The organism is Mariniphaga sediminis (assembly GCF_003573545.1).
GTDB classification, from domain to species: domain Bacteria; phylum Bacteroidota; class Bacteroidia; order Bacteroidales; family Prolixibacteraceae; genus Mariniphaga; species Mariniphaga sediminis.
Window position 1 is genome coordinate 581555 of the sequence record NZ_QWET01000001.1, and the last position, 11848, is coordinate 593402.

8 protein-coding genes are annotated in these 11848 nt (G+C 40.0%); all 8 read right to left on the reverse strand.

Annotated elements, in window-relative coordinates:
- Positions 1-39: 39 nt before the first annotated feature.
- On the reverse strand, positions 40-1164 hold the full coding sequence (locus tag D1164_RS02115) for a DUF4998 domain-containing protein (RefSeq protein ID WP_119348264.1): 1125 nt from the start codon (positions 1162-1164) through the stop codon (positions 40-42).
- A 6-nt stretch (positions 1165-1170) separates the two neighbouring features.
- Complete coding sequence (locus D1164_RS02120) at positions 1171-2379, reverse strand: DUF5000 domain-containing lipoprotein (RefSeq protein WP_172594313.1); 1209 nt, start codon at positions 2377-2379, stop codon at positions 1171-1173.
- 25 nt (positions 2380-2404) lie between these two features.
- On the reverse strand, positions 2405-4327 hold the full coding sequence (locus tag D1164_RS02125) for a RagB/SusD family nutrient uptake outer membrane protein (protein ID WP_119348266.1): 1923 nt from the start codon (positions 4325-4327) through the stop codon (positions 2405-2407).
- An 18-nt stretch (positions 4328-4345) separates the two neighbouring features.
- Entirely contained in the window at positions 4346-7723 is a 3378-nt protein-coding gene (locus D1164_RS02130) for a TonB-dependent receptor (RefSeq protein ID WP_119348345.1), read from the reverse strand.
- A 168-nt stretch (positions 7724-7891) separates the two neighbouring features.
- On the reverse strand, positions 7892-8863 hold the full coding sequence (locus D1164_RS02135) for a FecR family protein (RefSeq protein ID WP_119348267.1): 972 nt from the start codon (positions 8861-8863) through the stop codon (positions 7892-7894).
- Between the two features lie 185 nt (positions 8864-9048).
- Entirely contained in the window at positions 9049-9630 is a 582-nt protein-coding gene (locus tag D1164_RS02140) for an RNA polymerase sigma-70 factor (protein ID WP_119348268.1), read from the reverse strand.
- Positions 9631-9932: 302 nt separating this feature from the next.
- The gene (nqrF, locus tag D1164_RS02145; protein ID WP_119348269.1) at positions 9933-11195 is read right to left on the reverse strand and encodes an NADH:ubiquinone reductase (Na(+)-transporting) subunit F; all 1263 of its coding nucleotides are present in this window, start codon (positions 11193-11195) and stop codon (positions 9933-9935) included.
- Positions 11196-11213: 18 nt separating this feature from the next.
- A complete protein-coding gene (gene nqrE, locus D1164_RS02150) occupies positions 11214-11831 on the reverse strand; it encodes an NADH:ubiquinone reductase (Na(+)-transporting) subunit E (protein WP_119348270.1) in 618 nt (205 codons plus the stop codon).
- Positions 11832-11848 lie beyond the last annotated feature (17 nt).

Below are 11848 nucleotides of genomic sequence, written 5' to 3' on the forward strand. Positions count from 1 at the left end.
CCTTCAAGGCTTGTCATAAGAAAGTTTTTATCAATTGAATCAGTACCTTATTGTTGCCAATACTTCAATTTCAAAAAGACGGATCATATTCCCTGAGTAATCGGGAACAAAGTACCTTACTTTACTTGTTGTAACTTCAGAAAAAACAGCAGCAAACTGTGGATCTGAGTTTCCTGTAATTTCGAGGATATTTACCCATTCTCCATTGATTTCGGCCTGGAAGGAAAAGTTGACAGTTGGAGAATTGAATCCTCCTGAACCTGTCCATGTTTTTATTGCATTGATAGTGTATTCTTCCTCCAGATCAATTTCAATCCAGTGTTCTCCGCTTCTTGCACTCAGCCATCTTGAAGCTTCCGATATGATGCCATCTACAGCATTGGGACCAATGTATTTACTATTGTAATTTCCGCTTGTTTGTACCGGTTTATTTAAGGCTACATTGACAACTTCTACAATTTCAATTGGGGAGAAATCGGTGAAAAAGGTGTCGATAGCTGTGGGTTCAGGTAAAAACATTGTACGATAGAAAACTCCTTTTTCAACATCGACATTTGTAAAGGTTACCGGTGATGTAATTTCAGCATTGGGAATAACCTCTTTTTGGGTATTTCCATCCCTATCTGCGTAAGATATTTCGATGCCCATATCCTGCTCGTTTAAAGGCCCCGCAAAATATAAGGATAGCGAGCCTGTTTCATTCGTATATTCCATGGAACTTAACACCCTGTTGGTAAGTGTTGAACGATACCGATCACCATAAATAGTCATAGTTGTTTCGTAGGGAATGGAAGAATGCCCGGCATTATCATAAGTAACAGCCTTTAACATATAACTCCCTTCCTGTATTGGGTTCGATCCAGATGCTTCTCCTATAAAAACCTCAAAGGAATCAACCGGAGACGTCTTTTTAATATCTGTGAGTAGAGAATCACTGTAAGGTGTCCAGTAAAAACCTACTGATTTAACTCTGGGATCGGATGCCCAGAACCTGAGATTAACGCAGTTTTCTCCCGGAAATACCTTTAGGGAATCAACTTTCCCTATGTAAATTCGTTCTCCTTCTTCCATGAATAGCTCGTGCTTTTCATTCATGTCTGAACAGCCGGCGAAGACAAAAGCTAAAGCTGTTAAAGGAATAATTATGGATAATATTTTTTTCATTTTCTATTAGTTTTCAATTTGTCCCCAAAATTTTAATTCTCCAATATGCACCCCAGTGGATCCACTCCAGGTTTTTATTAATCTAAAGCGCAAAAACCTCACTTCAGGAGCATCAATTGGAAATTCAAATTCTTCTCCGGCAAGTGCATAAGTTTCATCTTCTGCAGTAAGATCATCTCCTTCCTGACCTCCTGAGGGACGTTTGGATTCAAAACTATCAAGTTTGATCCATGCCGGATTTTCTTCCCAACCCAATGTTTCTGAGTCGTTTGCGACTGCTACATCGTTGGTGCCATACCACTCGAATAGTTTGGGGTTGTGAAGTGCAAATAAGTAATCTACCCTTTGCCATAATCTAAACCGCGATAATTTGGCCTTTGTGCCTAAATCAATTGTAAAGAATGGCATAATTTCGTTTCCATCGAAAATGTAAAATTGATTCCCTTTGATATTTATGATATCATCCCACATGTAATCCATCCCACCTCCGTAGGGATGCTGGCGAAACCACGAGGAAAAAGGCAATCCTTTATAATCACTTTTGGGTATTTCCTGTTCGAAGAAAGGTTTTACACTAACAACCAAGGTGTCTGTATAGTTATCAAAAATGTCTCTGATAAAAACGCCAAAGGTAGCATTTACCGAATCCAACCCACGTACTGCATTTGCTGCGATAGCTTCTGAAGAATAAAAATTTTCAAGATAATTAAATTCTCCTGTACTATCATTTTTCTCTAATACACTAACCACGATATCTTCTTTCAGGGGATTCTCCCAATGAAGTTTAAATCCGCCGAAGGCTGTTTCGATAATTAAATTTTCGAGCATCTCATAAATGGGAGCATCCAGTGGTTCTATTTCCACAAAAACAGGTTCTGATTCATTTCTGCTTCTATCTACCGAAATGAGCTGAATCGTATGTTTTTGCGATTTGCCAAACCCTTTTATTAACATCGTATTACTAAAAACCGATGTTTTCGATTCTCCTTCTACTCCACCAGACAGAGGGTATATTGCTTTTACATAGAGCAGGTCTTCCTCTTCGGGCAAGTTATAAGTTAGTTTTACCGATCCAGGGAGGTTTTCCACCTGAACGTTTGCAACAGGTTGGGGAGAAATACTGTCTATAGGGAATTGCCCTATTGATTCTTCTTCGCAATTACTAAACAAGATTACAAAAAGAAATAAGCTGATATAGATATAGTATTTTTTCATTCTTTTCATTTTTATGCGGTGATTTCTACCAGAAGAGGTTTTGAACCAAATTAGGATTTACTCTCAGGGTTTGTTGCTTAAGAGGCCAGAAGTATTCTTTTGTAGTAAACTCAAGTAATTCGAGTGTTACCACGTTGTAGTACTCGCTAGCTGTTTGCCCTTTTACATTCCAGCCTTTTACCGGTCGGTTAAATAGCTGGTCAGCTATCTTCCAACGCCGTATATCCCAAAAACGTTTCCCCTCAAATGCCAGTTCTATCATTCGTTCCTGGCGGATTATTTCCCGAAGGCCTTCCTTTGTTGAAGGTTTTTCCGGGTACATTGAATACGCTCCCCAACTTTCAACTACACCATTCAGCCCGGCACGTTCACGCACTTTGTCGAGGTATTCATAAACTTCAGCATCCGGCCCTGAGAACTCATTACGCGCTTCGGCATAAAGCAGGTAAAGATCGGCTAGTCGAATCACAGGAAAAGACATCCTGTTGTAAACAAGGGTAGTAGTACCTGCTGTTTCAAAGTTCGAATATTTTTTGATGAAATATCCGGTAATTGAATAGCGCATTGAACTGGACTTACCTGATGCCTGACCACTTTTTGACTGAAGAACCCAGGAAGTTTCACTTGAGGAACCAGTACCTATGTCTTTATATCGTCCGTTTCCGAACCAAACCCCGCCATCGAACCCAAGGTTCGCATAAAACCGGGGCTCCCTGTGCTGATTTAAATTGGCCGTTTCGAAAGTATTGGTCAGATAATATTCCTGATTTTCTGCCAGTGATATGGAATACCTGTTTTCAAAATCAAAAGATGGATCTTCATCAATAGGTACACCGTTTTCAGAATAAAAAAGTTCGGCAATATGAATTGGCGGTGACAGGATGGGCTGGGTTAAAACATTCTGCACATGCGAAAGGGTGAAATAAGGCATCGACAGATATTGGATATTGAGGGCTGTATTTCTCGACATGCCCCATATTATTTCTTCATTCCATCTTTCCCCAAAAGCATTTCTGGCAGACATAACTTGCTTTGTTTTCTCAGAAACAGGATACCGAAGATCGTTAAATTCATATAACTGGTGGTTGGTCATCAAAGCGGTATCAATGGCACTTTTACAGGCGTCCATTGCGATTTTCCATTTATTCTCGTCATATTCCTGACTAAAAAGTTGAATCCCTCTTGAATCAGCCATGCCTGAGTAAGCTGTATTCCCGTTAAATAAAGGGCTTGCTGCGGTTACCAGCGCTTCCGCTTTTACTGCCATGGCTATGGGTTTTGTAATCCGGCCCAATTCTGAAGATACATCTCCAATCTCCATCGGAAGATCGGTTATTGCTTCGTTTAATAGCCCGACAACGTAACTGAAACACTCGTCAACAGGTTCCCTGAAAACGCGGACTTCGTCTATGCTGGCCGATATCGGTAAATTTTCGTCGATAATTGGAATAGGGCCATACATACGCAACAAATAGTAATGGAAGTAAGCTTTTAAAAATTTTACTTCTGCGATCCATCTTTTACGTTCAGCATCATTTAAATCATGCACAAGGTGGATGTTTTCCAGGAATATATTACAGTCTCTGATTCCAATATACAAATTTATCCCTCTGTATCCTCCGTCCCAATAGTTGCAAAGTGGGTTGGATACATTTTGCAAACCTCGTTTTATATCGTAAGCATAGAAATACCCTGTGTATCGATTATAGTAAGGGTCTCTTCCGTGAACCCATATTTCGTCGCTTCCCATAATGGCCGGATCGGTTGCTGCGTTCCCAATTTCGGGGAGGTAGGAGTAACATGTAAATAAAAATTTCTCTGCAGATACTCTGTCACGAAAAGAATAGTCAATGGTCGCCACATTGTCTGGCACCACATCAAGATAGTCACTACAGGCAAAAGAAATGGAGAAAAGTAGTATTGTGCAAAATATATTTAGTTTTTTCATTTTAGAATATTTAGATTTTTAGAATGTAACCTGAAGTCCCAGGTTAAAAACTTTTTGTACCGGATAACCTAACCCGTTTCCTGCCATTTCGGGATCCCACAATTTAAATTTGCTAAAAGTTAACAGGTTTGTCCCACTTACATAAAACCTTAAGTTCTCAATTTTGTAACGTTGGACAATATTTTTGGGAATAGAATACCCCATTTCCACTGACTTTAAACGAAGGAATGAACCATCGCGCATAAACCAGGTGCTCGTTTGCGTATTGTTTTCGATGATTAAATTAGATAAGCGTGGCCACAGTGCATATATATTGCGATTGTCTTCGGACCAATGATTGTCAGCATAAACCTGGAGCAAAGCATTTTTAGAAACTCTGGATGAACTCCCATCCACATCTACAAACGGAGATGTGGCTACAGGGTTGATCCAGAATGACTCGCGTGCAAGCCCTTGAAAGAAGAAAGAGAAGTCTAATCCTTTGACTCCGGTAGATGCACCAAAGCCATAAACAATTTCGGGCTGCGTAGGATAACCTATCGGTACTCTGTCAAGAGGGGTAATAGCTCCATCGTTATTAATATCGCGGTATTTTATATCTCCCCCCATGTATTCACTGAATGTTTGTTCAGGGCTGTTATTGACTTCATATTCATCTACGAATAATCTTTCGGCAATATATCCCCATTGCTGACTAATAGGCTGTCCCACACGCTCAAGCCATGGAGTCTCAGTGTTATCTACATCTTCATATACTTCATATTTGGCAGTGGCATAGGTGAAATTAGCCCGGGCGGTAATCCACATGCCGTTACTGAAAGATTGATTGTAATCTAGTGATATATCAATTCCTTTTCCGCTGGCCTCTCCAATGTTAGATTCAGGTGTGGCCTGTAATCCCATTGTTGTAGGGATATTTGCCCTTGACATTAAAATATTTTTCCGGTATTCATGATAAACATCAATCATCATTTCTAACCTATCAAAAATGCCGATTTCTGCTCCAAGATTAAGCTTTTGAGAAACTTCCCATGTTATCAGTTCATTTGCATATCTGGAGATGGACACTCCATTTAAGGAGTATCCGAAGTCCTGTCCAAAAACGAACCCTTTCGATGAGTTATTCATGTTTACTTCAGAAAGATAGAAAAAGCGGTCGTTTGCATCTCCAATGGCATCGTTACCGACAAGTCCGTAGGTTCCTTTCAGTTTTATTTTGGATATGACTTCAGAAAGACGGCCCGCCCAAAACGGTTCATTGGATAAAATCCACGCTAAGCCAACGGAAGGGAAAAAGCCGAACCGTTCGTTTTGTGCAAATCTTTCGGAACCGTTGTACCCAAAATTGAATTCAGAAAAATACCTGCTGTCGAAAGAGTAGGTAAAACGACCTGATAATCCCAGATTACGTGAAGGAAGCGACAATGAAAGAGAACCGGCATTTGCGGTTAAATAGTTACGCATAGTTGAAACCAGTAAACCGCTAATTCCATGTCTGTCATTAAATGTTCTATCATAATTTACTGCTAACTCAGAGTACATTGTAGCAGTTATCAATTTAACTCCTTCCTTGTAATTAAGATACTCTGTTCCGGTGGTAGGATTCAGGTTAAAAAGTTGGTAAGTGCCGTCCTGTTTATTGTAGCCGGTAGCGCTATAATAGAAAGGATTGTAATACCTTGATACATTGAAATAAGAGTACCTGTTTGTATTGAAAAGTCCTCTGATATTTAACCCCTCTGTGATGAAATCCAAATTTTGTTTTAACTCAAACTGTGCCAGCATGAGCGATTTTGTATAATCTTTATACCCTCTTACCATGTCGGCATAGGGATTTATATATTGTCCCTCATCATAGTTTCCAAAAAGAATATGCTGCACATGAGCCGTTTCTTCTGTAGGAGGGTAGTAGGGAGGAAACAACACCGGATCTGTCCTCATTACCTTTTTATACAAAGCTGCACCCCCGTCAATTGGTCCGGTATAATTATCGAAAGTCCCATGGAGTCTGACTACGGCCTCTGTTGATGGAGTTACATTGATATTGATATTAGACCTTAGTAAATATTTTTTTAGATCGATATTGTTATTGAAGTTATTTTGTTTATCAACATTGAGAATACCATAATCCTGATTATATGTCCCGGCAATGTAATATCTGGCTACTTTCCCCCCTCCGCTTACATTAAAATTTGCCCGATGGTTGACCGTATAATTTTTGAAAAGAGTATTGTACCAGTCGGTCGCAGGATATATTAAAGGATTGCTTCCTCTTTCTGTATTTTCAATTTTTTCCATTGAGTAAGGAGTCGTACTGAGAGGATTACGTGTTAGCACAGCTTCATTATTCAGCTTCATATAGGTGATGGGATCGGCCAGGTCCACTTCAGTGGTAGGCATTGAGAATGAGGTTTCATACCGGAAGGTAATTTTGGCTTTTCCTTCGCGTCCTTCTTTTGTTGTAACCAATATGACTCCGTTGGCTCCCCTGGCACCATAAAGTGCTGTTGCTGCTGCGTCTTTCATAATAGAGAAACTGGCAATATCGTCGGGTTGAAGCCTGGCCAAATCAGATGAAGACATCTCAACCCCGTCTATCAGGATGAGTGGCCCGCGGGCATAGGAGAACGATGTTACACCTCGTACGAAGAAACTTGCATCATCTTGTCCGGGCTCACCGCTTCTTTGGTATGAAATTAATCCCGAGACACGACCGGCAAGTGCAGTTGTCAAGTTACTTGAAGGAATTTTTAGTTCTTCTGTTTTTACTGTACTTATAGAAGCAAGGACACTTTCCTTTTTTTGCTTTGCAAAAGCGACAATGGTAACATCTTCCAATTCTTCCGATTTTTCCTCCATGGTAACATTAAGTGCTTTTTGAGCGCCCACATCAATAATCTGACTTTCCATTCCTATAAAAGAAAAAACGAGTCTGTCTTCCGGCTGTACATCAATTGAGTAGGTCCCGTCATCATCGGTTATTACCCCACGGCTTGTTCCCAGAACGGTAACTGTTACTCCTGGCAGTGGTTTCCCTTCTTCATCGGTTACTATTCCTTTTATAATGTTCTGCTGTTTTGGTTGAGGGATTGGTTTGGGTGATTCAAGCTTTGAAATAATTACCGTTTGATCAACCATGCTGTATTGCATATTCGAGGGCAGTATCACCTGCAAAACTTCTTCAAGTGTTCCGTTTTTTATAGAAATATCGATTTTGGCGTTGATGTCAAAATCGTCGTTGCTGTAAAAAAATTCCAGGTCGCTTTGTTTCTTGATATCTTTCAGAACCTCCTTGATGGTCGTGTTTTCATAGTTTAGGTTAAAGTTTTGCGAGTAGGATCCTTTGGCCCAAACTCCCAAAACATTTAGCAAGACCAAAAACAAAGTTAGTCGCATAAATAAAAAAAATTTAAAGAAATTCATTCTGCCGCTTTGGTGCGGCAAATACTTTTTTTTCATACTTTTGATTCTTGTTAATTAAAGATTTGTGCTTTTCCGTTAGGACTGAAAAGCATGATTTAAATTCACCAGCCGGGAATTGTTGGTAGCAGTTCCCGGCTTTTTTTAGTCATTAATAATAATTACCCCGTGTTCATTTTTATAAAATTTCACTTTGTTAGTTAATGTTATGATATTCAGATTGTAATCCAGTGTTTCCGTTTTGTTGATAACCCCTGTAAACTTATAGGTTTTTAACGGGTTGCTTTCAAAAGTAAACGTAGCCCCATACCATTGTTCCATCAGAAATATCAAGTCGTTTAGTTTGCAGTTGTCGAGATAGACTTTGCCGTTGACCCATTCACAGTAGTATTCTGTATTAATCTGATTTTTAGTGATATTACCGGTTAAATGGTTGTCTGTAAGTCGTTCTCCCGGCGACATATTATAGGACTTATTTTTATCGTGGTATTTAATTTTTCCTTCCAGCAGAATAACTTCGTTGTTACTCCCCTGCGAATAGCTGGTTACTAAAAATTTGGTTCCGTGAACTTTTATAGAGGCATTGTCCAGGGTTACCTGAAATGGAAGTTCTGCTTTTTTTATATCGAACATGGCCTCTCCGTTAAAGATTATTTCCCTGTTCTTCTGTCCAAACTCACTGCTATATTTTAGCGAAGAACTAGCGCCAATCCATATTTTGGATTCATCCGGCAATACAACTTCTCTCATTTCACCGGTAGAAGAAGCAACCTCTGTAAATGTTATCTTGTTTTTGGTTTGAGAAGATTGGAATATCATTATTCCTGCTACACCTGTTAATGCAACCAAAAGAATAAAAATAGCAGCATAGCGAAAGTTTCGGAGCCTCCGGGTTATCGTGAATGATTTTTTTTCCACTAACCTCCACTCAATCTTTTTCCATGCTTCTTCCCCAAGGGTTAATTGCGCTATTTTATTGACTTTTTCACGAAGGTTGTAGATTTTTTCCACCGCCTGAAAATCATCGTCCAGGACATTCCCGGCTTGTTCACTTTTTTCCTGATCGTGAAAAAGTGAAGCGAAATGTTCAAATTTATTATTCTCTTTATTTTCCATGTTCTTTATTTTAATGACACCATTTTTTGGGAGAGGGTGAAAAGAAAATGATTTTTTTTAGGAATACTGGGAAGTTTATTTGTTTATCCGTTTGCTTCGGGAGGTTGAATGTTTATCGATTCCATTGTTTTTCCTTTTGAACCAGATAGTTAATTATTTTTATTTCAGAGTAGCAGAAATGAATTCTAAAGCTTATTCAAATGGCGTTTGATATTCAGACAAAATAAAACCACTACCCACTTCTTTAGTTTTTCCCTTAGCTGGCGGTAGGCAATTCCCATTTGTGTTTTTACCGTATTTTTAGAAATGTCCAGGTGACTTGCAATTTGCTGATAAGTCAGCTTTTCGCGGTAGGCCAGGGTGAAAATATTGCGGCACGCTGCAGGTAGTTCGTCAATGGCCAATGCAATATTTACGGCCAGTTCTTCATCGTCAAATCGTTCGTGGTTTTCTTCTTCAGCTAAATCAATTAATAATTCCGAAAGGGGAACGGTTTGGCTTTTGTCGCGTTGAACCTGGTTTAATGCATGGTTTTTTATTGCGGTAAAAAAATAATTTTGCAGGTTCGTTTTAATTTTCAGGTCTTCTCTTTTTTCCCAGAAGGTGACAAAAACATCTTGTACCAAATCTTCTGCCTGGTCTGTATCTGTGAGGTATCTCAACGCGACAAGGCATGCAGTATGATATTTTTTTTGAAAAAAATCACCGAATTGTTTTTTTGTCAAAATCGGTGAATTTCTGTTGTCCATTTCTTTCTTGTCTGCCATCAAATCACAGAATTAATGTCAATTGTCATCCCTCAATGGAGCCTTAAAAGTAGAAAAAAAGTTGAATGATAAGAAGAATCTTGTTGCAACGTATTTCTCTTTGTTGGGAAGAGTGTACTGTCTTTGGGGGGCAAGTTAATGTATTACAAGATTGTCCTTCTTTTTTTATTTCAGGATTAAAAAGAGATTTACCGAAATCACTATTCAGCATGCACGAGCTTACAAAAAAGCCACCCTTCAATTGAAAGGTGGCTTTCTTTATATTTTTTCAATACTTTACATTTGCGGCTTTGTAATGTAGCTCAACTTCCAAAGTCGTCGAATGCAACATTTTCGTCCGGAACACCGAGGTTATAAAGCATCTTCTGCACGGCGTCGTTCATCATGGGCGGACCGCACAGGTAGTAGTCTATTTCTTCAGGTTCTTCGTGGTTGTTCAGGTAATGGTCATAAATGACCTGGTGAATAAAGCCGGTTGGGCCTTCCCACTTATCTTCCGGAAGGGGTTCCGACAGGGCCAGGTGAAATTCGAAATTATCGAAATTCTTTTCAATTTCGCGGAATTGATCGTAGTAGAAAACTTCTTTCCACGAACGTGCCCCGTACCAGAATGTTATCTTTTTGTTCGGTTCCTTTAAAGTATGGAACAGGTGGAACAGGTGAGAGCGCATAGGCGCCATACCAGCACCACCACCGATAAACATCATTTCGTTGTCGTTTTCTTTCAGAAAAAATTCCCCGTAAGGACCTGATATCGTTACCTTGTCGCCTGGCTTGCGCGAGAATACGTAGGACGAACAAATACCCGGATTTAGTTTTTTGAACCCATTGTTGGCCCGATCCCACGGTGGTGTGGCAATACGAATATTGAGCATGATGATATTACCTTCTGCCGGGTGGTTGGCCATGGAGTAAGCGCGGAATGTAGGTTCCGGGTTTTTCATTTTTAAATCGAACATGCCAAATTTTTCCCATTCGTCGCGGAACCGATCGTCCACTGAAATGTCTTTAAAGTCTACTTCAATTTTGGGAACATCAATCTGGATATATCCGCCCGATTTAAAGTTGAGGTTTTCCCCTTCAGGAAGCCTAACTACAAACTCTTTAATAAAAGTGGCCACATTTTTATTGGAAACGACTTCGCATTCCCATTTTTTTACGCCGAGTACTTCCTGCGGCACTTTAATTTTCAGGTTCTCTTTTACTTTTACCTGGCAGGCAAGGCGCCAGTTTTCATTTTGTTCCTTTCGGGTAAAAAAGTCGGTTTCGGTAGGAAGAATGGAACCACCCCCTTCTTCAATCTGGCAGCGGCACATAGCACAGGTACCTCCGCCGCCACATGCCGATGGAAGCAAAATTTTATTGTTGCTGAGCGTGGAGAGCAATGTATTTCCAGGTTCTGTAACAATTTCCCGTTCTCCTTCATTGATACTGATTTGAACTTCTCCCGATGGGGTAAGCTTTTTCTTGGCAAAAAGCAAAATAGCTACCAGCAGGACAACAACCCCCAGAAACACGGCCACACTGGCTATAACAACAGTCGTTTGTGTTGAAAGCAAAAGCATTGAAAATGTATTTTTGTTTTATAATTTAATTCCCATGAATCCCATAAATGCTAACCCCATCAGGCCGGTAACAATGAACGTGATACCCAGTCCACGTAATGGTGCCGGCACATTGGAGTACTGAATTTTTTCACGGATGGCTGCAATGCCCACAATAGCCAGAAACCAGCCTACACCCGAACCAATTCCATAAGCAGAGGCTTCTCCAATATTTACAAAAGCCTTTTGCTGCATAAAAAGTGAACCACCGAGAATAGCGCAGTTTACAGCAATCAGGGGAAGGAAAATACCCAATTGGGTATAAAGTACCGGCGCAAATTTCTCAACTATCATTTCAACAAGCTGCACCATGGATGCGATAACCGCAATAAACATGATGAACGAGAGAAAGCTTAAATCAACCTCTGCAAACGAAGGGCTGAGCCAGGTAAGGGCGCCTTCCTGAAGCACATAGTTTTCCAGTAAATAATCTACCGGAACAGTGATGCCCAACACGAAAATAACAGCGATGCCCAATCCGGTAGCTGTTTTAACGGTTTTGGAAACGGCCAGATAAGAACACATGCCCAGGAAGTAGGCAAAGACCATGTTTTCGATAAAAATCGACTTGACAAATATATTAATCAGATTTTCCATAATTTGCTTTTTCTAAT

Coding starts and splice junctions, on each gene's coding strand:
- nqrE (WP_119348270.1), bottom strand. CDS start 11,831: ATGGAAAATCTGATTAATATATTTGTCAAGTCGATTTTTATCGAAAAC.
- nqrF (WP_119348269.1), bottom strand. CDS start 11,195: ATGCTTTTGCTTTCAACACAAACGACTGTTGTTATAGCCAGTGTGGCC.
- D1164_RS02125 (WP_119348266.1), bottom strand. CDS start 4,327: ATGAAAAAACTAAATATATTTTGCACAATACTACTTTTCTCCATTTCT.
- D1164_RS02120 (WP_172594313.1), bottom strand. CDS start 2,379: ATGAAAAAATACTATATCTATATCAGCTTATTTCTTTTTGTAATCTTG.
- D1164_RS02130 (WP_119348345.1), bottom strand. CDS start 7,723: ATGCGACTAACTTTGTTTTTGGTCTTGCTAAATGTTTTGGGAGTTTGG.
- D1164_RS02115 (WP_119348264.1), bottom strand. CDS start 1,164: ATGAAAAAAATATTATCCATAATTATTCCTTTAACAGCTTTAGCTTTT.
- D1164_RS02140 (WP_119348268.1), bottom strand. CDS start 9,630: ATGGCAGACAAGAAAGAAATGGACAACAGAAATTCACCGATTTTGACA.
- D1164_RS02135 (WP_119348267.1), bottom strand. CDS start 8,863: ATGGAAAATAAAGAGAATAATAAATTTGAACATTTCGCTTCACTTTTT.